Below are 24,150 nucleotides of genomic sequence, written 5' to 3' on the forward strand. Positions count from 1 at the left end.
ATTGAAAGCAGTTTTATTTATCCGGCCAGCTTATGCATCAGCAATGATTTACAGTAGAATATGGCTTTTATATCGTTTCAAACTACGAGCTGGCACAGATATGTCCACATCAGAAAAGGTGATTATTAAAGGATTGACTCAGGATGGCGGAAAATTCCGCCCCAGCGACTGGGCTGAACGCCTTTGCGGCGCTGTAGCGAGTTATGGTCCAGGTCGCCGTATTATTTTTCACCCTCATGTGCGGCTGGCCTCGATTGACAGCGTCAAATGCGTGGTCATCGATGCAATATTAGAGCAAAAAGATGAAATGCTGTTTGAGTTTCTAACCGACTTTGCAAAAGAAAATAATTTGCAAGTCTATCGCACCAATGCTTTCCCGTTGCAGGAAGATCAATAAACTTTATTCATGCTCGGCGTCGGGCCAGTTCTGGATGTAGTTTTTCAACAGTTTATTTTCAAACTTGGCTTTTTTCAGCAGCTCTTCAACGATATCAGTAATCGATAACATACCTTCCAGCTTACCTTTGTAAACAACCGGTAAATGACGCACATTATGCTCCACCATAATGTTCATCACTTCTTCCAGCGTGTCATCTGGATCACAGGTATAAGGATCGGGCGTCATGGCATCGGCAGCGGTGATCGGACTCCACATAGCATGTTTCTGATGCAGGATGTTGAGCAGATCACGCTCAGATATGATACCCACCAGCAGGCCGTCACTGTCTGTCACCACCAGTGAACCGATTCGATGATCCATCATCAATGTGACCGCTTTATCCAGCGTGTCCGAAGGCGACAAACCAATAACCGGTTTGCCTTTATTCTTGGTGATCGACCTGACTTTCATCCGTTCGTCCCTCATAGCAAAAATGCCTACCGCTATTCTGCTTGAGTTATCAGGCGGATGGCAAGCCTGTTTTACAGATGTTCGCGTGTAGCCCTGAAGTCTATTTCCGGCCAGCGTTCCATAGTCAGATCCAGATTCACCCGCGTCGGCGCAATATAAGTCAGGTTGCCGGCACCATCGTAGGCCAGATTGCTGGAGGCTTTTTTCTTGAACTCTTCCAGTTTGCGCGCATCATCGCAGTACACCCAGCGTGCGGTATAAACCTGTACCGGCTCATAGGCGCACTCAACGTTATATTCACCCTTGAGGCGATGCACCACCACATCAAACTGCAATACCCCCACTGCACCCAGAATCAAATCATTACTGTCCAATGGACGAAACAACTGCGTTGCTCCCTCTTCACTCAATTGTTGCAGGCCCTTCAGCAATGCTTTGTTTTTCATCGGATCTTTCAGTCTGACCCGACGAAATAGTTCCGGCGCAAAGTAAGGAATACCGGTGAACTGTATGGCTTCCCCCTGGGTAAACGTATCACCGATCTGAATCGTGCCGTGGTTGTGCAGACCGAGAATATCACCTGGCCAGGCCTCTTCCGCCTGTTCCCGCTCTGCCGCCATAAACGTTACCGCGTTGGCAATGGTGACGTCTTTACCGATGCGTACCTGATGCAGTTTCATGCCCTTGGTATATTTGCCGCTGCAGACACGCATAAAAGCAATACGGTCACGGTGTTTAGGATCCATATTAGCCTGAATCTTAAATACAAAGCCGCTGAACGGTGCTTCATCGGCAGACACGTCGCGGGTTTTGGTTTCACGGGGTTGTGGCGCCGGTGCATATTCGACAAACGAGTCCATCAACTCGGTTACACCAAAATTGTTCATCGCCGAACCGAAAAATACCGGCGTCAGACGACCTGCCAGAAACGCGTCCAGGTCAAAATCATGACTGGCGCCGCGAACCAACTCGATTTCTTCGCGCAATTCTTCAGCCATGCTACCGAACAATTCATCCAGTCTCGGGTTATCCAGTCCCTCGATGATCTCGCCCGCCTCTTTGCTGTGCGCTTCAAACAGATGCACGCTGTCATTGTAGAGATGAAAAATACCTTTGAAACTTTTGCCCATGCCGATGGGCCAGGTCACAGGTGCACACTGGATATTAAGGATGGTTTCGACTTCATCCAGTAACTCAATCGGCTCACGGCCTTCACGATCCAGTTTATTGATAAATGTCAGAATCGGCGTATCACGCAGCCGACACACTTCCATCAGTTTAATCGTGCGTTCTTCAACACCTTTGGCACTGTCAATCACCATCAAAGCCGAGTCCACTGCAGTTAATGTCCGGTAAGTATCTTCCGAGAAATCAGCATGGCCGGGCGTATCCAGCAAATTGACAATACGGTCTTTGTAGGGAAATTGCATGACCGAGGAGGTCACTGAAATGCCCCGCTCTTTTTCCATTTCCATCCAGTCGGAAGTGGCATGGCGATCTGTTTTGCGCGACTTGACACTGCCCGCCATCTGAATGGCGCCACCAAAATAAAGCAGTTTTTCGGTCAGCGTGGTCTTACCCGCGTCGGGATGCGATATGATAGCGAAAGTCCGGCGTTTGCTGACCTCTGGCTGTGTTGGATTTTGTGACATATATAGGTGTCTTTCTCAATCTGGAATGGCATGTTCGGCCCGACAGGCCGCTGCGTTTTGTTCAAAAGCTGCTTATTTTCGCGGATCTGCGTGGCTTACACAATCAACTGAATTTTAAATCTCATTTTATGTCCAACCCGGCATTGTTAATCAGGCACTGCAAAAAAAGACCTAGACTCAATGAATAAAGCCTTTCACCCCACTCCGGCGATGATTTACATGCTGGCAGCGCTAACCGCATTGGCTCCCCTGGCGATCGATGCTTACCTACCCGCCATTCCCGATATGGCGGAATATTTTGCAGCCAGCATTCATCAGACGGAATTATCACTCAGTCTGTTCCTGGCCGGTTTTGCCCTCGGCCAGATTATCGGTGGACCTTTTTCCGATCATTTCGGCCGACGTGCGGCTACCGGTAGTGGCATCAGCCTATTCTGCCTGGGCACGTTGGGCATTATCTTCAGTGACAGCATGTCTTCTGTCTGGTTGTTTCGTGTAATTCAGGCAATTGGTGGCGGTTTGGCTGTGGTCAACTCGGCGGCGGTGATCCGCGACTTAAGTAAAGGCCAGGACAGCGCACGCCATCTGTCCAATATGGCTGTCATCATGATGCTGGCGCCTTTACTGGCACCGCTGATAGGTATGCTGCTGCTTCATATCAGCGGCTGGCGGCTGATTTTCTATTTTCTACTGGCTTACGGCTTACTGATTGGCCTCGCTTTGTTTTTCAAATTACCGGAAACCAGACAAAAAACTGAAGATCGCCCCAGTGCTTTTCGTCGTTACTGGATGGTCTTACGTCACCGCGTCGCGTTGGGCTTTATCTGTTCACAATGTTTTGCATTGGGCGGCATGTTTGCGTTTATTACCGGTTCGCCTTCTGTATATATGGGATTTTTCGGCATCAATGAAACGATCTATCCCTTCTTATTTGGCGCCAATGTGATCGGCATGATTATCGCCAATCGCATCAATATCCGATTGTTACGCCACTATCACCCGCAAAACCTGCTTGGCATCGGTCAGTCTATCCAGCTTGTAGCTGGTGGTTTGTTATTGGCTTACGTCAGCTTCAGTACTGCTCCGTCCATTGTTGTGGTTGTACCGATTATCATTGTTTTTATCGGCGCCATGGGTTTGATCGTAGCTAATGCGACTTCCTGCACCGTTGAGTATTTCCCCAGCAACAGTGCGACCGCTACCGCCTTGCTTGGTGCCGGTGGTTTTGCCACAGGCGCGTTGAGCGGTTCACTGGTCGGCATGTGGGGTGACGGCACACCTCAGCCAATGGCGTTAATCATGTTCGGCTGCGCGCTGGCCGCGCCACTGATGCGGCGGTTGGTGCATGCATCAGGCACCGGACATCCGTCTGCAATATAAACAGGCTCTAAGTGTTTAAGTAGCCGTGGTAATACTGATAAAACTGTTTTGCGGTTCGGCCGCTGTGACTGCCACGCCCCATGGCATACATTCGGGCCGCTTCATGTAACTGTTGCTGGTCGACATTAACGCCTTCAAACAAAGCGCCGACGATAGCAAAGTAACTTTCCCAGTTAGCAGGATAAAACGACAAAGTCAGACCAAAACGATCGGACAGTGCCAGTTTACCTTCAAGACTGTCGGCATAATGCACTTCGCCGTCTACCAGACCGCTGAGCTGATTTTCGGATTGTTTCTCCGGCAATAAATGACGGCGATTGGAAGTAGCGTAGAGACGAACACGTTCCGGCGGCAACTCCATGCCGCCATCCAGCAAGGTTTTCAATGGTTTGTAGTTTGACTCCCCCTCTTCAAAAGAAAGATCGTCACAGAAAATAACAAAGTGAAACTGCTCATCTTCAAGCTCGAGTGAATCCAATATCTCAGGCAGATAACTCAGATCATCTTTATCGATCTGCACCACTCGTAATCCCAGCGGAGCCAATTCATTAAGCAAGGCTTTTATTAGTGAAGATTTGCCGGTTCCGCGCGCGCCCCAGAGCAAGGCATGATTACTGGTTTTACCCGCAATAAAATGTTGGGTGTTTTCCAAAATCGCCTTTTTTTGCCGATCAATCCCCTGCAAATCTTCAAGACGAACAGGATCCAGCCGGTGAACCGGTTTCAATTTTTGGCTGTGGCTCCGCCAGATGGCCGCATAGCTCTGATGCCAGTCGATACGCATGAAATGTCCTTAACAGCAAGCGAGTCAATACTAGCTGCTAGGATACACCATGCCATTATGAGTGTGATCATAAGGGATCGTCAGAATCAGTACCGTTTTTGATTAAGGTAAAACACGACAAACTCGTTTGTTTTTTTTCAATGACAAGGTATAGTCGGTATCTGCATGGGTTTATGATAAAAAAACATATCGTCCCTTGGCCTGATTGCATTTGCCGAGGTATCGCAGGACTGCTGATGAATGTTTAATTATTCAGTGATTGAATAAATAGCACAGGAGTGCGGGACATGCAGAGAGAATGTTCAGGGAGCGATAAACCGCCTCGGTTATTTTCATATTGCCGCCAGCTTTCTCAGCAAAAGCTGCACGGTTCCTTCTGTGCCATCACTTTGGCCGTATTGACAGCTTTTCCTTTGATTATTCATGCGAATAGCGACCAATACGCTACCGCTGATCTGACTAACCTCAGTCTGGAACAACTGAGCAATCTCAAAATCACTTCAGTATCCAAAAAGCCTGAAAAACTATCTGAAGCGTCCGCCTCAATCTATGTCATCACTGCCGATGATATCCGCCGTAACGGTGCCACTACCATTCCCGAAGTGCTGCGGTTAGCGCCCAATCTTCAAGTTGCCCAAGTTAATGCCAATGAATACGCAATCAGTGCCCGGGGCTTTAATAACACAACGGCTAATAAACTGCAGGTATTGATTGACGGCCGTATTGCCTATACCCCGCTGTTTTCCGGCGTATTCTGGGATGTGCAAAATGTAATGCTGGAAGATGTCGAACGTATCGAAGTCATCAGTGGTGCTAATACCACTATCTGGGGCAGTAATGCTGTCAACGGCGTTATTAATATCATCACCCGCTCCGCCAGTGACACACAAGGTAATTTGCTGGCTGCCGGCGCAGGTAATCTGGAACAGGGACTGACATTCCGGCATGGCGGCGCTTTTGCCTCCTCGGGGCATTACCGTGTTTACGGCAAGACTTTCAATATTGAAGAAACTGAACGTGAATCCGGCATTGATGCCGAGGATAGCTGGCATAACAGTCAGGCCGGTTTTCGTTTAGATATGCCGGCAAATGGTCAATTAACCATCCAGAGCGATGCTTATGATGGCCGGGCAGACCAGTTAACGGCCGATACCGAAGAGGTCAGAGGCATTAATCTATTGACCCGCTGGCAGCATGACCTGGGCGCAAACGAACAATTGCAGCTGCAGGCCTATTATGATCGAACTGAACGGGACCGGCCCGGCACTTTTGAGGAAACACTGGATATCATCGATATCGAAATGCAGCATAATCTGCCCTTGGGCAAGCGGCATAATTTTATCTGGGGTGCCGGTTATCGCTCGGCCTGGGATAATATCAGCAATACTGCTGCCCTCGCCTTTCTGCCCGCCGACAAACATCTGAGCTGGAGCAGTCTTTTTGCCCAGGATGAAATCAGCCTGACCCCTGATTTACGTCTCACCCTGGGCACCAGACTTGAATATAACAGTTATACCGATCTGGAATTTATGCCCAATATACGGCTGGGCTGGAGTATCACCCCCGACCATTTGCTGTGGACTTCTCTCGCCCGTTCGGTGCGCACCCCCTCGCGTTTGGATCGTGAATTGTTTTTCCCCGGTTCACCGCCATTTTTGCTGGCCGGCGGCCCTGACTTTGATTCGGAAACCGTCAATTCGGCAGAAATCGGCTACCGCGGTAATATCTCGTCACGTTTCAGCTATTCGGTGACGGCTTTTTATCACGATTATGACGATCTACGTACGGTGGAACCGACAGGTAATGGCACTTTTGTAATCGATAACGGTCTGGAGGCGGAAAGTTACGGCCTGGAGGCCTGGGCCGATTTGCAAGTTACCGATAACTGGTTGTTAAAAGCCGGCGCCTTGGTGATGCATCAGAATATGCAGCTTAAACCCGGTAGTAATGATATTAATGAGGGGCAGGCCGAAGCCAATGACCCTTCCAATCAATGGCAACTGCATTCAAGCCATCAGCTCAGCTCCAAACACGAACTGGATATTACCTTGCGCCACGTTGGTGAGCTGGATCGGCTGGATGTACCGGCCTATACCACCGTCGATATCCGCTTCGGCAGGCATATCACACCCGATACCGAACTTTCCGTGACTGGAAAAAACCTGTTGGATCCTCAGCATCCGGAGTTTGGCGCTTTGGCTACCCGCAGTGAAGTCGAGCGCAGTATTTATCTAAAACTGGTGCACAGGTTCTGAAATGATTAGGAAAACTTCATTTATACTCAGACTCTCTGTTTTGTGGCTGTTTCTGCTCATTTGCCTGCCTGTTTTTGCCTTCGCGAATAACATCAGCCTGGAACATCGGATTAAAGCCGCTTTTTTATACAAGTTCTGTCATTACGTTACCTGGCCGGATGAAGCTTTTAACGGCGCCAACAACCTGAACAAACCCATCGAAATTGGCGTAGTCGGTGTCGATGATATTGCTCAAGAACTACAACGTATCACTCGCGGCCGTGATGTCGGCGGCAGAGCCCTCTCTGTCCACGCCTACACACCTGAGACCGTGCCAGAGAAACTACATTTATTGTTTATTGGCCGCTCAACTGTGCGTAATAATCCAGACTGGCTCACCAGGTTTAAAAGCAAACCGGTTCTACTGGTCACCGATATCCCGAACGGCCTGGATATAGGCAGTGGTATTAACTTTTTGATAGATGGCGAGCGGGTTCGATTTGATATTTCGCTGACAACCATTAAGGCTCACCAATTACAGGTCGGTTCGCAATTACTCTCAGTCGCACGCCAGATTCGGGGGGGAGAAGAATGAAATCGCTATTCGGCTTTCACTCTATCCGCCATAAGCTATTGCTCGGCGTTTTAATGACCACCTTAATCGCTCTGTTTGTTTCAGGAGCCATCCTCATTGTTTACGACTTGCGCGATTATCGTAATCGTACGCTGGAGGATCTGCGAACACAGGCTGGCTTGATAGGTCAGAGCACGACAGCCGCTATACAATTCGATGACCGGGAAGTTGCCAATCAGGCCTTATCACTCTTACGTTTACGTCCTAGAATCATTGCGGCTGCCATCTACACACCCGACGGCAAAGTTTTTGCTCACTATATGGCTGACGGCCAGTTACTGAATGGGCTGTCGCCACTGCCGAAAACCACTGTTTTTGACCTGGAAAACAGTCAGTTAGGCATGCCCAAGCGCATTCTGTTTGATAATGAAATTTTGGGAACTGTTTATTTATTAGCTAAGTATCCTTTTTACGAACGTTTAATGCGAGATATCAGCATTATTCTTGCCATAACCGTACTGGCACTGGCTATTTCGATGCTGTTGTCATTTTGGATTCAGTCACGTATTACCCGTCCAATCCTGACGGTGACCAAGCTGGCGCATGGCGTGGTCGAACACCAGGATTACAGTGCCCGGGCTGAAAAAATATCGAATGATGAAATCGGTTATCTGGTCGAGGCCTTCAACAATATGCTGGCCGAAATAGAGCAACGCACCAACGATCTGCAGCTATCAAACCAATATTTGAACCAGGAAATTGAAGAGCGTAATCTCGCTGAGAAAACCTTGCAAGAAAATGAGTTACGCTACCGAACACTGGTCACCGCACTCACCTCTATTGTCTGGCAGGCAGATAAAAACGGTCATTTCCTGGCGGAACAACCCCAGTGGCAACATTACACGAGGCAATTTTATGAACAATATGCCGGGCTGGGATGGTTAAAAGCCTTTCATGAAGATGATCAGCCCGGTCTTAAAGCGCACTGGTACCACGCATCTGACTCAGGCAGCCCTTACGAGGTCCAATTACGATTGTGGCATGCTGCCAGTGAAGATTACCGGTATGTCAAGCTGCATGCCGTACCGCTGGTAGATGAAAATGGCACAACGCTGGAATGGATCGGCATTATCGATGATATTCATGAGCAGGTGCAGTCAAATGAGGAAATCAAGCGCCTGAATGCCGAGTTAGAGCATCGCGTGGAACAGCGCACCGCCGAACTTGAGCATGCCAACAAGGAACTGGAAGCATTCAGTTATTCAGTTTCTCATGATTTACGCTCACCATTACGCTCAATAGACGGCTTCAGTCAGGCGCTGCTCGAAGACTATGAAAAAGCACTGGATGAAACCGGCCGGAGTTATCTGAACAGAGTGAGGGCCGCAGCTCAGCGTATGGGCGTGTTAATTGATGATCTGTTAAAACTGTCACGGGTCAGCCGCGCTGAAATAAATTGCCGCGATCTGAACCTGAGTGAGATTGTGCAAACAATTGTGAACGAACTCAAAGACAGTGACCCCGAACGTCAAGTATCAATAAACATTGAACCTGACGTTAATGCATATGGCGATGTCCAGTTGCTGTATGTTGCTTTAGAAAACCTGTTGAATAACGCATGGAAATATAGCAGTAAAAAAGCTGCAGCGAAGATAGAGTTTGGCACGGACAATCAGAACGACACGCCGTGTTATTACGTTAAAGACAATGGGGCCGGTTTTGATATGGCTTATGCTGGGCGTTTATTCGGCGCCTTTCAACGCTTGCATGATACACATGATTTTCCGGGAACCGGTGTTGGTTTGGCTACTGTGCAACGTATTATTCACCGTCACGGAGGGCACATTTGGGTCGAAGCAGAAGTCGATAACGGGGCAGTATTCTATTTCACTCTGCCCTTGAGCAAGGAGGAAACAGATGAACAACAAACCTATTTTACTGGTTGAGGACAGTCCCGATGATGAGGCGCTGGCGCTCAGAGCATTCAAAAAAAGTAATATGGGCAATGAAATCATCATCGCACATGATGGTGAGGAAGCACTCAATTACCTATTCGGCCGCGGTCAGTATGCCGACAGAAATGCAGCAGTGATGCCGGCCGTGGTGTTGCTTGATCTCAAGTTGCCCAAAATAGATGGTCTGGAGGTATTACGGCAGATTCGAAGCAATCCGACCACCAAAAGACTGCCTGTAGTCATTCTGACCTCCTCCAAACATGAAGAAGATTTGGTGAAAAGTTATAACCTCGGTGCCAACAGCTATGTACGTAAACCGGTCGACTTTAATGAATTTGTCGATGCGGTCGGCCAACTGGGCATGTACTGGCTGTTATTAAACGAGCTGCCTTATTGATGGCAAATTATTTCAGGCTATTTCAGAAAGTTATCAACTTAAGGTGGTAATTTTCGGGAGGTAACAATGGATAGAACCCCTCTACAAGCATTGATTATTGAAGATGTTGAAGACGACGTTCAATTACTTGTTCGTGCTCTGCAGCAAAGCGGCTATGAACCCAACTATATCAGTGTTGATAACAAAGAAGATCTAAATAAAGCCCTGCACGCGCCCCACTCCTGGCAAATGGTCTTTTCCGATTTCACTATGCCATCATTTAACGGACTCGAAGCTTTACAGGTCGTTCGGGAACAGGATCCGGATCTGCCTTTTATCTTTGTTTCCGCAACCATCGGCGAGGAGCGTGCTGTCGAAGCCGTTAAATCCGGGGCTCAGGATTATATACTCAAAAACAACCTGAAAAGGCTGTCGGCAACCATACCCCGAGAATTGCGTGAGTCGGCCATGCGCAAGGGGCGGCGGCAAGCGGAAGAACGTATACATTTTCTTGCTAATTATGATGAGCTGACGGGACTGGTCAACCGCACAAAGTTTCGCAACCAGCTTAATCAGGCGATAGAAATAGCGACAGCGATGGGACGCTTAGTCGCTGTGGTTCATCTGAACCTGGACAGGTTCAGAAACATTAATAACAGTCTTGGGCCGGGTGCCGGTGACCAGGTATTAAAACAAGTCGCAGAGCATCTGCAAGCAGTCACCAAAGATGATGATACCCTCGCTCGCCTTTCCGGTGATGAGTTTGCTTTTATCCTACCCGGCTTGATGACCAAACAGGAGGTCATTGCTACTATTCATCAAATTAAAGCCGCTTTGGCTCGAGACATTCATATTTCAGGTTATCACCTGCATATCCACGCCAGTATCGGCGTCAGTATTTTTCCTTTCGATGGTGAAGTGGCCGATGAGGTGCAGCGCAACGCCACCATAGCCATGCATAAAGTCAAACAGGAAGGCGGCAAAGGCTACCAGTACTTTACTGACACTTTGCGTGAGCAGTTACATCACCGCGTTAATATGGAAAGAGAACTGGAGCAGGCCGTTTATGCAGAAAATTTTATTCTGCACTATCAACCTCAAACCGAACTGACCACTGGCAAAATTATCGCTGTCGAGGCCTTAATACGCTGGCACCATCAGGACTTTGGTCCGATCTCTCCCGCCACCTTTATTCCGATAGCGGAAGAGTCCGGGCTGATCTTACCGATAGGACAATGGGTGTTGGATGAAGCCTGCGCACAACTTAAACACTGGCAAACATCATTACATACGGATATTGTGCCGAAAATAGCTATCAACTTTTCCGCATTTCAGTTCCGCCAGCTGGGCATCATTAATGATGTGCAAGCATTGCTTGATAAATACGCTCTGACGGCCGAAAGCCTGGAAATAGAAGTGACTGAAACAGCATTGATGCAGGATCCGGATACCGCCAAGCGGATCCTCTCCCAATTTCGTGATATCGGCATAAGTATCTCGCTTGATGACTTTGGCACCGGCTATTCCAGCTTGAGTTATCTCAAACGCTTCCCGGTCAATGTGTTGAAAATTGATCAAAGTTTTATCCGTGATATTCCCGAGGACAGTGATGATGTCGCTATTACCCGGGCTATCATCGCCATGGCGGATCGGCTCAACATCGCTGTTGTTGCAGAAGGCGTGGAAACCAAACAGCAGTTGCAGCTTCTCTATAACGAAGGTTGTGACCTGGTTCAGGGTTATTATCTGCACCCACCCGCATCCAGTGACAATATCACGGCTTTACTGTCCGACAAGGAACCGCTGTCATGCAAACTGCCATGGCTGAGATAAGGTCAGTCACATTGTGCATCTTATGCTTCCAGTTTGTTAGCCCGATCCAGCGGGTTATAGCTAAATAGCCGTCAATTTCAATAACTGGCGCGGCGCTTTATTCTAGAAATATCAACTGCAATAAGCATCAGAGAAATTCCCCATGTAAGGGATGTTGGCTCAACACACCAACACCCCTAGCTGACAGCTTTTATCCCACGTTGAGCTGAAAGGCGATAGGCACGTTCACTTCCAACTGCGGTTGCGACATCTCAGCGGGAAAGGGGGGGAGCGGTTCGGCTTTTTTCAGCATACTCAATACCGCATCATCCAGGCGTCTGGAGCCGGAGCTTTCGGTAATTTTGTAATCGAGGATCTTGCCATTGCGATCAAGGACAAAAAAGAGCTTGACGATACCCTCTTCCCCTCGACGTCTGGAGGCGGCGGGGTAGCGTTTGTGTTTCGCCAGTGTTGCTGCCAGCAAACTGAAATAAGATTGGCGTGCGGCAGTCTGGCCACCGTTAGTGACCGCATTGGACTGGCCGGTAGTTTGCTTTTGCCGGGCTTTTCGGGGCTTGGCATCAGCAGTCGCACGGGCCACTGTTTGCTGTGTCACCTCAAGCTGTTTTACTGGCTCAGGCTCCGGTTCAATCTCTTTTTCCGGCTCGGATTCGGGTTCAGGTTGCGGTTTTGGCGTCGCTTTGACCTTGGTCTCGGTTTGCTGTTTTGGCTGCACTGGCTCCGGTTTTTTGATTGGCTCCGGTGCAGGTTCAGGCTCTTCTATAATCGGTTCTGGTTCCGGCTCCGGCATCTTTTCTTCCGGTTCCACGACGGGCTCAGTTTTTTCTGTTTCACCCAAATCCCCCATCATGCCCAAATCAATTTCTATGCCCTGCTCACCAGGCAGTTCAGCACCTTCTTCCTTTTCATTAGCAAATATTACAAAACCGAGCGCGTGAACCATCACCGCCAGTGAAAGCGCCAAAAACCAGTAACGCATGCGAATCATGATGGCTCCGTTTGCCGTTGTGTTGCCAGCGACACACGTTTGATGCCGGTTTGCTTGATAATGTTGAGTACATCTTGCAGCTTTTCAACTGCCAGATTGGCATCGACCTTGACCAGCAAAGAGAAACCCGGTTTGTTCTCGGCTTGCTCAAAACGCTGATTGACTAGAGGGCCCAATGCCGCCAACTCAATAATATCCTGTTCAAAGCTGACTTGTCCGTCTGTCGCCACAATGATGACCACCGCTTCTTCCTGTTCATGTTTATCACTTACTGAACTGGGTGGTTGTACCTTAATAGGATCGGATTGACTGATATGTCCCGCTACCATAAAGAAGATCAACATCAAAAACACGATATTGATAAGCGGGATCAGACCATCATCCTGGTTTGGTTTCTTGTGCTGAATGGATTGGCCGACTTTCATCAGTTCACTCCGGCCAGCGTCACGGAGTTTGCTCCGGCTTGTTTGAAAGCATCCAGCAGATTGATCATGCTCTGGGTCCGTAATCCCGGCATTACCTTGATCACATAAACGGCTTCTTGATCCTGCTGAACAATTTGTTTAAGCGCCAATTCACTCTTAATCGAAAGTGTTGTGTCATCAATTTTAAAATCGCCCACATCAGATAAAAGCGTGATTACACGTTGTTTTTTTGCCTCGGTTTCTGTCTCGCTGGGTGCCGACACATCGATCTGGCGCCACTGCATAAACGTAGATGACAGCATGAAAAACAGTAACAGGATAAATACCACATCAATCAACGGTGTCAGACTGATGGCCCGGCGATGTACCGGTTGCTCGGTATTAAGCAGCATTGCGAATAGAGGTATTTTCGTCAGACGCAGTTGCCAGTGGCTGGCGTGCAGAAGTAAAAATCTGTGTGACCGTATCGTTCATCAAAGCCGCTATACGTTCTACTTTGCGTTCCATCCAGTTATGCGCCATCACAACCGGAATCGCCACAGCCAAACCTACCGCTGTAGTCAAAAGCGCTTGCCAGATACCGCCTGATAAGACCGATGGATCCACCTGGTTACCGGCTGCTTCCATTTGCTGGAACGCGACAATCATTCCCAATACGGTACCGAGCAATCCCAGCAAGGGGCTCAAAGTAGCAATGACTTCCAGTGGTCTCAGATAGGCACGTAACTGATTAAGTCTGAGTGTGGCGACTCTGTCGAGTTCTTCCTTCAGGGTATGCAGATCGGTATGTGTACTATTGAGACCATTGATTGTTAAAGCAACCAGTTCATCAATCGGACGCTTGGGTTTTAATAAAGCCATGGCTTGCTCTGACTCACCTTGCCGCCAATATTTCAGCACGTGATTAAAATGCTTGGCGGTTTCAGGTCTTGTCAGAACAAACTGCCACAGCTTCATCAAAATAATAGCCAGGGCAATCACGGAAAATGCAGTCAGGATCCAGACAACCGGTCCGCCCACTTGCATGAAATCCTGGATTTTGGCGGCAATAAGATCTGGGCCCGTCATTTGAGTTTGCACGGCCACCTCAGCAGTCGATGAAATGGCGTCAACTGAACCTGGCGTATTTTCTACCAAGCCCTGTACCTGCTGACTGCTTGTTTCCGCTTGTTGCTCCACCAACCTACTCCTTGCTTTTTTTACTAATGATAATGGTTATTATTTAGGTTGGCAAATAATTATGATAGATTGGAGAGTAATCTACGTCAGGCCAATACGATTCTTAGCCTAGAAGCCATTGCGGCGGATATAAGCCATATAGTTTTATAAAAACAGTGACCAAAAGGTTTCCTGACCACACTTTAAATCAAGGCTTTAGAGAACACCGCCGACAGCAGGAACAAGTGTATCAGTGGCTATATCCGGCAGTTCACCGGTCAATGCCAGCATTGCTCCACGAATTTAGAACTATTTGTCAGCCCAATCCAGATTAGTTGTCGCAGATATCGCATCGACAATGTAACTCTATATGCTACAAACACTTTATGGCACAGCTCACAAAAAAATAATAAATTGCGAATAGCTGATATTTTCGATACAGCGGGAGGCAGTATCACATACTTGCCCGACATAATCCGGACTTTTCAACCGCCCTGACAACACATTTTTTATTGGTTTAAGGTGTGTAAACAAGACAAAACAGGAAACCAGGGTTGTCGAATAAAAGATCGGAATATATGTATGTAGATTATGCCGAGAATGGCATGAGATGTATTGCGGAAGCGAGCAGTGACAAACTGACCGTATCTCCAATTTGTAGATTGTTTCTGTTAGCTGCATGCTCTGGAATATCCATCTGCAGCATTTCACCCTCAGTATTATCAACTCGCAATACGACAGTAGAGATGCCTCTCAAACTCAATAATTCGAAAACAATAGCTGTGACTGGATTTTCATGTTCGCCATGGGATGGACGAAGACGTTGATGCAGCAAAACTTTACTGGGAGGAATTGTCCAATAAACCTTACCCGGTAATAATGACCGGGATTGCGAGAGTTCAAACACATAATCATGCCAGCGCAACTTCAACTGACCGCCATGATGCTCGAGTTCTCCCTGAAACAGATTTCTGACGTCGACCTGTCTTGCAATAGCGATATTTTCCGGTCGGTGTAATACTGCATCAGGACTACCCTGCTGCAATGTTTTGCCCTGATGTATTACACACATGCTGTCAGCCAGCATGGCTGCTTCATCCAGGTCATGTGTGACCAGCACAATGGGCATATTCAGTTGCCGACGTAATCCATGCAGTTCCAGGTATAACTTACGACGCGTGACTTTATCCACTGCTGAAAACGGCTCATCCAACAACAATACATCCGGATTACGTGCCAGAGCGCGTGCCAGCGCAACACGCTGTTGCTGACCACCGGATAATTGTGAAGGATATCGCTGCTCCAGCCCAAACAAATGAACTTTATCCAGAAGCGATTCAATGGAAACTGCCCGCCCGTTAGTCGAATGTTGCAGCGCAAGGTGGAGGTTTTCTGCAACGGTAAGATGGGGGAATAAAGCATAATTCTGAAACACCATTCCCACTTGTCGCTGTTGTGGCGACAGGTTCAGGGATCGTGAGCTATCGAACCAGCTATGCCCATCACAGCTAATCAAACCGGAGTCCGGCGTGTTTAAACCTGCAATGCTGCGAAGTACGGTTGTTTTACCTGAACCTGAAGGACCGACTAAAGCCAATACCTCGCCCTGCTTACACCTTAATTCAGCATCCAGCCTCACTGGCGAACTCTGTTTAATGCTCACTTCAAGCATGTTTATCGCACCATAATCCGGGAATGATACCGGTTAAAGGCATATACTGCCGTAATCGTCAGCATCGCTATTATTAGCAACAATAGCGACATTAAACGGGCTTGTTCCTGTTCAAACGCCAATACACTGTCATAGATGGCGATAGACAAGGTGCGCGTTTCACCGGCTATATTGCCGCCAATCATCAATACCACGCCGAATTCACCCAGCGTATGAGAAAAGCTCAGAATCCAGGCTGTCAGAATACCGGGCCAGGCCAGTGGCATCTCAATTTTCCAGAAAGTTTGCCAGTGGGAAAGTCCACTGCACCAGGCAGCTTCTCTTAATTCCGGTGCAATATTTTCCAGTGATCTCAGCATAGGTTGCACGGCAAACGGCAGACTATAAATGATTGAAGCCAGCCATAAACCGGCAAAGGAAAAAGCCAGGGCATGTCCTGTGACACTGGAAAACAAACCACCCAACAGACTTTGACTGTCCATCATCACCAGCAGAAAATACCCCAGAACGGTAGGCGGTAATACCAGTGGCAGCGTGATCAGGGCTTCTACAATATAACTGCCCCGGAAGCGTTTACGTGCCAGCCAATAAGCGATACCTAGGCCTATCGGCATCAGACTGATGCTGGTTAATAATGCCAATTTGATGGAAACTTGCAGTGCCTGCCAATCCACCCCTATTCTCCAGTACTGACATCAAAGCCATGTTGTATAAACAAAGCTCTGCCAGCTTCACTCATGATAAAAGCAGCAAACTGCCCGGCTGCGGCATCATGCTGTTTGAGAATCACCATTTGCTGCTGCAACTTGCTATCAAGCCTGGCATAAGAGCCCCTGGCAGCAATTTTCGGTTGCATCGCATGGGTGTAAGGAATAAAGCCTGCATCGACATCTGGGGTCAGACTGAACTGGGTGACCTGTGAGGCATTTTCTGCCAATAATAAAAATGGTTGAGTGGCTTTGTAGATCCCTGCTTGTTCAAGTACTTTTACTGCAGCCTGGCCATAGGGGGCATGTTGTGGATTGGCAATAGCAATTTTTTTCACCTGGCCGGCACGTACAGATTCAACCAGCCCGTTCAGAGCTTTATCCACGTTGACAGACGAATGCTTGCCGGCAAACAAGGCCAGATAGCCCTGCGCATAATCAACCGGCTGACCGGTTGTCAGATCAAGTTCAATCAGAAGTTTGATATATTTCGGGTCGGCGGAGAAGAACAAATCATAAGGCGCACCATGCCGAATCTGTGTGGCCAGATTGCCGGAAGCCGCATAAGTGACGGCAATATCAATATCTGTTCGCTTTTTGAATTCAGCCACCAGATCAGGCATCACATAACGCAAATCGGAAGCGGCCGCTACTCTGACAGGATCAGCCTGCGCATTGCCTGCAAATAAAAGCAGCAACATCAACCAATAGCCGGACAAACGCATTAAAGAATCTCCCAAACAAAAAAGCCCCGGACCAGCCGGGGCTTTCAGTTTAGCGAATTAAAGACAATTAGTCTTCGCTGGTTTCACTCACTGCTTTCATGCTCAGGCGAATACGGCCCTGGCGATCAACTTCCAGTACTTTAACCTGGATCACATCACCTTCAGACAGTTTGTCACTGACATTTTCCACACGTTCGTCAGAAATCTGCGAAATGTGGACCAGACCATCTTTACCCGGCAGGATAGTGACAAAGGCACCGAAGTCCATCAGCTTGGCTACACGGCCTTCGTAGATTTTACCGACTTCAACTTCAGCTGTAATATCTTCAATGCGTCGCAGCGCTTGCTGACCTGCATTAAAGTCAGAAGAGAAGATCATTACCGTACCATCATCCTGAATATCGATAGTCGCGCCGGTTTCTTCGGTAATCGCACGAATAGTCGCACCACCTTTACCGATAACGTCACGGATTTTATCCGCGTGAATCTTGACCGTAATAATACGCGGCGCAAATTCAGACATTTCCTGACGGTGAGTTGAAATCACTGCGTTCATTTTTTCCAGAATGTGCAGGCGTCCATCACGGGCCTGCGCCAGGGCAGTACGCATGATTTCTTCGTTGATGCCTTCGATCTTGATATCCATCTGCAACGCAGTGACACCTTTTTCGGTACCGGCCACTTTGAAGTCCATATCACCCAGATGATCTTCATCACCCAGGATGTCGGTCAGTACTGCATAGCCGTTGTCTTCTTTGATCAGTCCCATCGCAATACCGGCGACAGGCGCTTTAATCGGTACACCGGCATCCATCAACGCCAGGCTGGTACCGCAAACTGAAGCCATTGAGCTGGAACCGTTAGATTCCGTGATCTCAGAAACAACACGAACCACATACGGAAATTCTTCCGCCGTTGGCATCACGGCTTGAATACCGCGTTTGGCCAGCTTACCGTGACCAATCTCACGACGTTTTGGCGAGCCGACAAAACCGGTTTCACCGACGCAGAATGGTGGGAAATTGTAGTGCAACATGAAGCGATCACGGTATTCACCTTCTACCGCATCAATCATCTGCGCATCACGCTCGGCCCCCAAAGTGGCAACAACAATCGCCTGCGTTTCACCTCGGGTGAACAAGGCAGAGCCATGGACACGCGGCAATACTGTGGTTTCAACAAACACCGGGCGAACCGTTTTGGTATCACGACCATCAATACGCGGATCGCCAGCCAGAATCTTGCCGCGAACCAGTTCTTTTTCCAGTTTGGAGAACACACCTTTAACATCGTCCGCTGTGTATTCCGATTCATCCGTAACCAGCGCTTCAACAGCGGCGTTACGTACAGCGCTCAATTGCTCCAGACGCGCCAGCTTGTCGCTGATAGCATAAGCTTCCTGAATACCGGCAAATGCTTTGTCTTTGACAGCATTGTATAAAGTTTCATCTTTTTCAGGCGCCGCCCAGTCCCAGGCAGGTTTACCTGCTTCCGCCTGCAATTCCTTAACAAGGTTAATCGCAGTCTGTATTTGCTGATGACCGAACATCACCGAACCCAGCATGACTTCTTCCGGCAGTTCGGAGGCTTCTGATTCCACCATCAATACCGCCGATTCAGTACCGGCAACCACCAGATCCAGTGAACTTTTGTCCAACTGAGCCTTGCTAGGGTTGAGTACATAGCTGCCATCAACATAACCGACACGTGCACCGCCCAATGGGCCGTTAAATGGCATGCCTGAGATAGCCAAAGCAGCCGAAGCACCAATCATGGCAGGAATATCCGGATCAATTTCCGGATCCAGCGCCACAACGGTTGCGATTACCTGGACTTCGTTAACAAAACCTTTAGGGAATAAAGGTCGTAGAGGACGGTCAATCAAGCGAGAGGTCAGTGTTTCTTTTTCGCTGGGACGGCCTTCACGTTTGAAAAAGCCGCCGGGGATTTTACCGGCTGCATAGGTGCGTTCTTGATAGTTAACCGTTAAAGGAAAAAAATCCTGGCCAGGCTGGACGTCTTTTTTACCGACCACGCTCACCAATACTGAAGTTTCACCAAGGCTGGCAATAACGGCACCGCCAGCTTGACGCGCAATTTTTCCGGTTTCTAAACTTAAAATATGCTCACCGTACTGAACTGTCTTTTTTACTGAGTTCACTCTTTTTTCCTTCTCTCTTGTCTTAACTCAGTTGCGGACCTGCTCCACAACTGACTGAATACGAATATGCCCCTGAAACTGCAACAGCTTCAGGGGCATATTTTATATTACGAACCCGGCACCCATATTTATGGGCGAGGTTTTATGCATAAAATCGGTCACCAGACTCAACTTAGCGGCGCAAACCTAACTCTGCGATCAAGGCACGGTAACGCTCGATATCTGTTTTTTTCAGGTAATCCAGCATTTTACGACGGCTACTGACCATTTTTAACAGGCCTTGACGTGAGTGGTGGTCATGGATGTTTGTTTTGAAGTGATCGGACAGGTTGGTAATACGCGCTGTTAACAAAGCAATTTGTACTTCAGCTGAACCTGTATCACCTTCAGAACGAGCATGTTTGCTGATGATTTCTTTCTTTTGCTGTGCAGAAATAGACATTAAAAACTCCAACTTTAATTGTAGCCTCTGGCTACCAGTTAAATTCTGAACTGCCCCAGCAACATTTACCGGAACAGCCAACCTTTTAAGGCTAACAAATTCTACCGACTTTCTCCCTGCTAAACAAGAAGTTCGTCAGGATACCGCGTTGACAAACAAGCGTTTTGGCATGACGACGCCATCTGGCATCATTTCACCTAATCCCAGAAACTGCCCGTTATAATCAAACAAACGTACATTTGCGCACTCAAAATCTTGCTCAGTCTGCACGGACTGGCCAAATCCCAATTGCTTTGTCATCGCCTCATCCAGAGAAATAACCGGCCAGTCAGGCAAAGCTTCATGTGCAGGCACCAGCGTATTATCCAGTGACGTCTGTTCGTCCTGCTCAGCCAATGCTTTTAGCTTGTCCAGTGTGATGGCATCTTTAAGTACATAACCCGCCACAGCGGTACGCCGCAACATAGTGACATGGCCACCACAGCCAAGTTGATGGCTGATATCTTCGACTAAAGTTCGGATATATGTACCTTTGCTGCAACGTACTGACAGGGTAAAACCGTCTTTGCCAACATCAAGCAGCGTTATATCGTAAATGTGAATGCGCCGGGATTTACGTTCAATTTCAATTCCCTGACGAGCCAGCTTATACAGCGGTTGCCCTTGATGCTTCAAGGCAGAAAACATCGGCGGTACTTGCTCCTGTTCGCCGATAAAAGCTGACAGAATATCTCTGAGCTGTTGTTCGCTGAAGTCTGGCACGGGCGTTTCATTGATGACTTCACCATCGGCATCGCCGCTATCGGTAGTGATACCCAGTTTGCAGGTCACCTGATATTGCTTGTCTGCATCAAGCAGATAACCGGAAAGTTTGGTCGCCTCACCCAGACAGACTGGCAATACACCGCTTGCTAACGGGTCAAGACTGCCGGTATGACCCGCTTTTTTAGCATCAAACAGACGTTTGACCTGTTGCAGAATATGATTGGAACTATGACCGGTAGGTTTATCAACAATCACAATACCGGTAATATCACGCCCCTTTTTATTGCGTCTGGCCATGATAGATATAAAGTTCAGTCTTCTTTTCGTGGTGCGTTGGCTTTGGCGATCAACTCGTCCATGCGAAAACCGTTTTCCAGCGTTTTATCGTAAACGAATTGCAACTCGGGAATATTTCGCAGTTTAACACGAGCTGCCAGACCACGACGCAAATAACCGGCAGCGCTATTCAGACCCTGAATACACTGCTGGGCATCCTGTTCTGATTCAAAGCCATTAAAGCGTGTGACATAAACCTTGGCGTATTTGAGATCAGCCGTCACATCCACATGTGAGACTGTTACCATGCCGACACGCGGATCCGAGATCTCACGCTGGAGCATCAGCGCGAGTTCTCGCATAATAACTTCACTGAATCGACTGGTTCGACTGTATTCTTTTGCCATTACAATGCCGGTTTCATCAGAACGCGTTCATAAACTTCGATGTGGTCCCCGGGTTTAACGTCTTTGTAGTTTTTCACGCCGATACCACATTCGGTACCCGAGTTGACTTCGTTGACGTCATCCTTGAACCGGCGCAATGATTCCAGCTCACCTTCGTAAATAACCACGTTGTCACGCAATACCCGAATCGGGTTATGGCGTTTGACCACACCTTCGATAACCAGACAGCCGGCAATATCGCCAAATTTGGGTGAACTGAACACATCGTCAACCCGTGCCAGACCAATAATTTCATCTTTGTAAACCGGTTCCAGCATACCGGTCATGGCTTTAGTCACCACATCCAGCAAGTCATAAATAATGCTGAAATATTGAACATCCAGGCCTTTTTCACTGATGACCTTACGGGCAGCATTATCGGCACGTACGTTGAAACCAATCAGGATTGCATCAGAAGCCGCTGCCAATTGTGCATCGGTTTCATTGATACCACCGACACCGGAACCGACTACACGCACTTTGACCAGATCCGTCGACAGTTTCTGCAAACCCTGGCTGACCGCTTCAACAGAACCATGTACGTCACCCTTGATGACGACATTGAGGGTTTTGACATCGCCCGCTTCCATTTTGTTGAACATATCATCCAATTTGGCAGCCTGTTGCTGTGCCATTTTCAATTCGCGTGCTTTAGTCTGACGGAAATTAGCGATCTCACGTGCTGTGCGATCATCCGGCGCAGCTTGTAATTCATCGCCTGCTGCCGGTGTGCCTGACAGCCCCAACAATTCGACTGGCGTAGACGGCCCGGCAGAGTCCAGTGGTTGTCCCTGTTCGTTGAACATGGCACGAACACGCCCGAATTCCTGACCTACGACAACGATATCGCCTTTTTTCAGCGTACCTTGTTGAACCAATACCGTCACAACCGTACCACGGCCCTTATCAAGACGAGCCTCAATCACGGTACCATGGGCAGGACCTTGTTCCGGCGCTGACAACTCCATTACTTCGGCTTGCAGGGAAATGGCATCAAGCAAGTCATCCACACCTTGACCGGTCAAAGCGGATACAGGTACAAACTGTACATCGCCACCCCAGTCTTCCGGAATCACTTCATGGTTAGCCAGTTCCTGCTTAACACGGTCCGGATTGGCTTCCGGCTTATCCATTTTATTAACCGCAACAATCAGCACCGAGTCAGCTGCTTTCGCATGCTGTACCGCTTCAATTGTTTGCGGCATCACACCATCATCAGCAGCAACGACCAGAATAACGATATCGGTTACTTTGGCGCCGCGCGAACGCATCTCAGTAAATGCGGCATGGCCCGGAGTATCCAGGAAAGTGACTTCACCACGGCTGGTTTCGACCTTATAAGCCCCGATATGTTGGGTAATACCACCGGCTTCACCAGAAGTCACTTTGGTACGGCGAATATAGTCAAGCAAGGAAGTTTTACCGTGATCTACGTGCCCCATAACGGTGACCACCGGAGCACGAGCAACGGCTTCACCCAACTCTTCATCAGAGACCTGTAACGCCTGCTCCACTTCATTTTCATGTATGGGTTTGGCAACATGCCCCATTTCTTCAACCACAATCACAGCCGTATCTTGATCCAGCACCTGATTGATGGTGGCCATCGTTCCCAGCCCCATCAGAGTTTTAATCACTTCAGCGGCTTTAACAGACATGCGCTGTGCAAGATCAGACACACTGATTGTGTCCGGCACACTTACTTCATGCACGACAGGGGCTGTCGGTTTAGAGAAACCATGTTCGGTTTCGCGAACCGCTGTTCTCGACTGAGACACCCCTTTCTTTTTCTTACGGCGGCCGGCTTTACCTTCGCTGACATGCAGTTCTTTGCGCTCGAAATCCTCTTCTTTGCGTTGACCGCGACGGCTGGGTTTATCCTTATTGTGACGTACTTCCGCATCTTTGGTTTTGCGGACATCAGCTTTCTGTTCTTTCGCTTGCGCTTCGGCTGCAGCAGCTTTAGCTTCTTCTCTGACTTTCTCCAGCGCTTCTTCTTCCTCACGCGCTTTTTTCTTTGCTTCCAGCGCTTTTTCTGCATCTATACGCGCAAGGTTGGCGGCACGACGTCTGGCATCTGCTTCTTCAAGCTTTTTATGTGCCAATTGCGACGGGCTGAGTTCTTCTTCAGCTTTTTGCTTACTCTTGACCGCAGGTTTTTTGGCTTTGGCTTCTTCTTCCAGCGCTTTCTTTTCTTCTTCAGCTGCCAGTCTCGCTTCTTCAGCGGCCTGATTTTCGGCTTCAATCGCTGCCGCTACCGCAGCTGCTTCCTGCTCCGCTTCCTGCTGACGTCGAGAGTCATCTTCAACCTGCTTGCGCTTGCTTTCCTGCTCCAGCCGTTCCTGTTCCTGACGGGCAACCTCGGCAGCGTGCTCTTCCGCTTCTTTCTGTTTCAACAGATCTGCGGCAGCAGCCGCTTCTTCTGTAGCACTGCGTTTGACGTAAGTACGTTTTTTACGTACTTCAACGCTGACACTTTTACCGCCCCGTGTTGCGCCACCCAGCTTGATTTCACTAAGTGATTTACGTTTAAGCGTGATTTTCTTTGGCGAAGATGCCGTAGCACCATCTGCAGTTTTGCCATGACGTTGTTGCAGAAACTTCAATAAGCTCTGCTTTTGATCTTCAGTGATCATATCATCAGGCTTTGAGACGTTAATCCCTGCTTCGTTCAGCTGTTCCACCAAGCGTTCAGCTGTAATTCCGACTGTGCCAGCCAGGTCTTTAACCCTCATGTCACTCATTGG

22 protein-coding genes are annotated in these 24,150 nt (G+C 48.5%); 7 read left to right on the forward strand and 15 right to left on the reverse strand.

Annotation, left to right across the window (positions count from 1 at the left end; translation table 11 throughout):
* Position 1 precedes the first annotated feature (1 nt).
* Entirely contained in the window at positions 2 to 397 is a 396-nt protein-coding gene (locus tag OMP95_RS06825; RefSeq protein WP_266327282.1) for a DUF3579 domain-containing protein, read from the forward strand.
* A gap of 3 nt (positions 398 to 400) precedes the next feature.
* On the opposite strand, the gene OMP95_RS06830 is transcribed toward OMP95_RS06825, so the two are convergent.
* On the reverse strand, positions 401 to 850 hold the full coding sequence (locus tag OMP95_RS06830; RefSeq protein ID WP_266327284.1) for a CBS domain-containing protein: 450 nt from the start codon (positions 848 to 850) through the stop codon (positions 401 to 403).
* Between the two features lie 71 nt (positions 851 to 921).
* Positions 922 to 2,502 carry a peptide chain release factor 3 gene (locus OMP95_RS06835; protein ID WP_266327286.1) on the reverse strand — a complete coding sequence of 527 codons (1,581 nt, stop codon included), beginning with the start codon at positions 2,500 to 2,502 and terminating at the stop codon, positions 922 to 924.
* A 180-nt stretch (positions 2,503 to 2,682) separates the two neighbouring features.
* Here OMP95_RS06835 and OMP95_RS06840 point away from each other — a divergent pair, with 180 nt between their 5' ends.
* On the forward strand, positions 2,683 to 3,882 hold the full coding sequence (locus OMP95_RS06840; protein WP_266327288.1) for a multidrug effflux MFS transporter: 1,200 nt from the start codon (positions 2,683 to 2,685) through the stop codon (positions 3,880 to 3,882).
* A 7-nt stretch (positions 3,883 to 3,889) separates the two neighbouring features.
* On the opposite strand, the gene OMP95_RS06845 is transcribed toward OMP95_RS06840, so the two are convergent.
* Positions 3,890 to 4,666, reverse strand: a complete 777-nt coding sequence (locus tag OMP95_RS06845; RefSeq protein ID WP_266327290.1) for an ATP-binding protein — start codon at positions 4,664 to 4,666, stop codon at positions 3,890 to 3,892.
* A gap of 389 nt (positions 4,667 to 5,055) precedes the next feature.
* Here OMP95_RS06845 and OMP95_RS06850 point away from each other — a divergent pair, with 389 nt between their 5' ends.
* The 5 genes from OMP95_RS06850 (at position 5,056) to OMP95_RS06870 (ending at position 11,638) form a co-directional block, all read left to right on the forward strand.
* Entirely contained in the window at positions 5,056 to 6,921 is a 1,866-nt protein-coding gene (locus OMP95_RS06850; protein ID WP_266327292.1) for a TonB-dependent receptor plug domain-containing protein, read from the forward strand.
* Position 6,922: 1 nt separating this feature from the next.
* Positions 6,923 to 7,495, forward strand: a complete 573-nt coding sequence (locus tag OMP95_RS06855; protein ID WP_266327293.1) for a YfiR family protein — start codon at positions 6,923 to 6,925, stop codon at positions 7,493 to 7,495.
* The gene (locus OMP95_RS06860; RefSeq protein ID WP_266327294.1) at positions 7,492 to 9,420 is read left to right on the forward strand and encodes an ATP-binding protein; all 1,929 of its coding nucleotides are present in this window, start codon (positions 7,492 to 7,494) and stop codon (positions 9,418 to 9,420) included. Before OMP95_RS06855 ends, OMP95_RS06860 begins: the two co-directional genes overlap by 4 nt.
* Positions 9,392 to 9,826: a response regulator gene (locus OMP95_RS06865; protein WP_266327295.1), complete on the forward strand. Its 435-nt coding sequence runs from the start codon at positions 9,392 to 9,394 to the stop codon at positions 9,824 to 9,826. Before OMP95_RS06860 ends, OMP95_RS06865 begins: the two co-directional genes overlap by 29 nt.
* Positions 9,827 to 9,892: 66 nt before the next feature.
* Positions 9,893 to 11,638, forward strand: a complete 1,746-nt coding sequence (locus tag OMP95_RS06870) for a GGDEF domain-containing response regulator (RefSeq protein ID WP_266327296.1) — start codon at positions 9,893 to 9,895, stop codon at positions 11,636 to 11,638.
* 190 nt (positions 11,639 to 11,828) lie between these two features.
* Here OMP95_RS06870 and OMP95_RS06875 read toward each other — a convergent pair whose 3' ends face one another.
* The 12 genes from OMP95_RS06875 to infB all read right to left on the reverse strand — a co-directional run bounded on the left by OMP95_RS06875 (position 11,829) and on the right by infB (position 24,147).
* Positions 11,829 to 12,626: an energy transducer TonB gene (locus OMP95_RS06875; RefSeq protein WP_266327298.1), complete on the reverse strand. Its 798-nt coding sequence runs from the start codon at positions 12,624 to 12,626 to the stop codon at positions 11,829 to 11,831.
* On the reverse strand, positions 12,623 to 13,051 hold the full coding sequence (locus OMP95_RS06880; protein WP_266327300.1) for an ExbD/TolR family protein: 429 nt from the start codon (positions 13,049 to 13,051) through the stop codon (positions 12,623 to 12,625). Before OMP95_RS06880 ends, OMP95_RS06875 begins: the two co-directional genes overlap by 4 nt.
* Positions 13,051 to 13,443: an ExbD/TolR family protein gene (locus tag OMP95_RS06885; protein WP_266327302.1), complete on the reverse strand. Its 393-nt coding sequence runs from the start codon at positions 13,441 to 13,443 to the stop codon at positions 13,051 to 13,053. Before OMP95_RS06885 ends, OMP95_RS06880 begins: the two co-directional genes overlap by 1 nt.
* Entirely contained in the window at positions 13,433 to 14,230 is a 798-nt protein-coding gene (locus tag OMP95_RS06890) for a MotA/TolQ/ExbB proton channel family protein (protein WP_266327304.1), read from the reverse strand. Before OMP95_RS06890 ends, OMP95_RS06885 begins: the two co-directional genes overlap by 11 nt.
* 568 nt (positions 14,231 to 14,798) lie before the next feature.
* Positions 14,799 to 15,881 (reverse strand): ABC transporter ATP-binding protein, encoded by a 1,083-nt coding sequence (locus tag OMP95_RS06895; RefSeq protein ID WP_266327306.1) that lies wholly within the window; start codon positions 15,879 to 15,881, stop codon positions 14,799 to 14,801.
* A gap of 2 nt (positions 15,882 to 15,883) precedes the next feature.
* Positions 15,884 to 16,555 carry a molybdate ABC transporter permease subunit gene (modB, locus tag OMP95_RS06900; RefSeq protein WP_266327308.1) on the reverse strand — a complete coding sequence of 224 codons (672 nt, stop codon included), beginning with the start codon at positions 16,553 to 16,555 and terminating at the stop codon, positions 15,884 to 15,886.
* A gap of 2 nt (positions 16,556 to 16,557) precedes the next feature.
* Positions 16,558 to 17,313: a molybdate ABC transporter substrate-binding protein gene (modA, locus tag OMP95_RS06905; protein WP_266327310.1), complete on the reverse strand. Its 756-nt coding sequence runs from the start codon at positions 17,311 to 17,313 to the stop codon at positions 16,558 to 16,560.
* Between the two features lie 67 nt (positions 17,314 to 17,380).
* On the reverse strand, positions 17,381 to 19,474 hold the full coding sequence (pnp, locus tag OMP95_RS06910) for a polyribonucleotide nucleotidyltransferase (RefSeq protein WP_266327312.1): 2,094 nt from the start codon (positions 19,472 to 19,474) through the stop codon (positions 17,381 to 17,383).
* 172 nt (positions 19,475 to 19,646) lie between these two features.
* Entirely contained in the window at positions 19,647 to 19,916 is a 270-nt protein-coding gene (gene rpsO / locus OMP95_RS06915; RefSeq protein ID WP_266327314.1) for a 30S ribosomal protein S15, read from the reverse strand.
* 135 nt (positions 19,917 to 20,051) lie between these two features.
* Entirely contained in the window at positions 20,052 to 20,978 is a 927-nt protein-coding gene (gene truB, locus OMP95_RS06920; protein ID WP_266327316.1) for a tRNA pseudouridine(55) synthase TruB, read from the reverse strand.
* 14 nt (positions 20,979 to 20,992) lie between these two features.
* Positions 20,993 to 21,364: a 30S ribosome-binding factor RbfA gene (rbfA, locus tag OMP95_RS06925; protein WP_266327318.1), complete on the reverse strand. Its 372-nt coding sequence runs from the start codon at positions 21,362 to 21,364 to the stop codon at positions 20,993 to 20,995.
* Positions 21,364 to 24,147 (reverse strand): translation initiation factor IF-2, encoded by a 2,784-nt coding sequence (gene infB, locus OMP95_RS06930; RefSeq protein WP_266327320.1) that lies wholly within the window; start codon positions 24,145 to 24,147, stop codon positions 21,364 to 21,366. Before infB ends, rbfA begins: the two co-directional genes overlap by 1 nt.
* Positions 24,148 to 24,150 lie beyond the last annotated feature (3 nt).

Origin of the sequence: Methylophaga sp. OBS4 (genome assembly GCF_026319305.1) — a bacterium.
Taxonomy (GTDB): Bacteria; Pseudomonadota; Gammaproteobacteria; order Nitrosococcales; family Methylophagaceae; genus Methylophaga.

What these genes read in the sequence shown, in the direction of transcription:
- OMP95_RS06830 (WP_266327284.1), bottom strand. Translation starts at nt 850, where the DNA reads ATGAAAGTCAGGTCGATCACCAAGAATAAAGGCAAACCGGTTATTGGT.
- OMP95_RS06835 (WP_266327286.1), bottom strand. Translation starts at nt 2,502, where the DNA reads ATGTCACAAAATCCAACACAGCCAGAGGTCAGCAAACGCCGGACTTTC.
- OMP95_RS06840 (WP_266327288.1), top strand. Translation starts at nt 2,683, where the DNA reads ATGAATAAAGCCTTTCACCCCACTCCGGCGATGATTTACATGCTGGCA.
- OMP95_RS06845 (WP_266327290.1), bottom strand. Translation starts at nt 4,666, where the DNA reads ATGCGTATCGACTGGCATCAGAGCTATGCGGCCATCTGGCGGAGCCAC.
- OMP95_RS06855 (WP_266327293.1), top strand. Translation starts at nt 6,923, where the DNA reads ATGATTAGGAAAACTTCATTTATACTCAGACTCTCTGTTTTGTGGCTG.
- OMP95_RS06860 (WP_266327294.1), top strand. Translation starts at nt 7,492, where the DNA reads ATGAAATCGCTATTCGGCTTTCACTCTATCCGCCATAAGCTATTGCTC.
- OMP95_RS06865 (WP_266327295.1), top strand. Translation starts at nt 9,392, where the DNA reads ATGAACAACAAACCTATTTTACTGGTTGAGGACAGTCCCGATGATGAG.
- OMP95_RS06870 (WP_266327296.1), top strand. Translation starts at nt 9,893, where the DNA reads ATGGATAGAACCCCTCTACAAGCATTGATTATTGAAGATGTTGAAGAC.
- OMP95_RS06875 (WP_266327298.1), bottom strand. Translation starts at nt 12,626, where the DNA reads ATGATTCGCATGCGTTACTGGTTTTTGGCGCTTTCACTGGCGGTGATG.
- OMP95_RS06880 (WP_266327300.1), bottom strand. Translation starts at nt 13,051, where the DNA reads ATGAAAGTCGGCCAATCCATTCAGCACAAGAAACCAAACCAGGATGAT.
- OMP95_RS06885 (WP_266327302.1), bottom strand. Translation starts at nt 13,443, where the DNA reads ATGCTGCTTAATACCGAGCAACCGGTACATCGCCGGGCCATCAGTCTG.
- OMP95_RS06895 (WP_266327306.1), bottom strand. Translation starts at nt 15,881, where the DNA reads ATGCTTGAAGTGAGCATTAAACAGAGTTCGCCAGTGAGGCTGGATGCT.
- modA (WP_266327310.1), bottom strand. Translation starts at nt 17,313, where the DNA reads ATGCGTTTGTCCGGCTATTGGTTGATGTTGCTGCTTTTATTTGCAGGC.
- rpsO (WP_266327314.1), bottom strand. Translation starts at nt 19,916, where the DNA reads ATGTCTATTTCTGCACAGCAAAAGAAAGAAATCATCAGCAAACATGCT.
- truB (WP_266327316.1), bottom strand. Translation starts at nt 20,978, where the DNA reads ATGGCCAGACGCAATAAAAAGGGGCGTGATATTACCGGTATTGTGATT.
- rbfA (WP_266327318.1), bottom strand. Translation starts at nt 21,364, where the DNA reads ATGGCAAAAGAATACAGTCGAACCAGTCGATTCAGTGAAGTTATTATG.
- infB (WP_266327320.1), bottom strand. Translation starts at nt 24,147, where the DNA reads ATGAGTGACATGAGGGTTAAAGACCTGGCTGGCACAGTCGGAATTACA.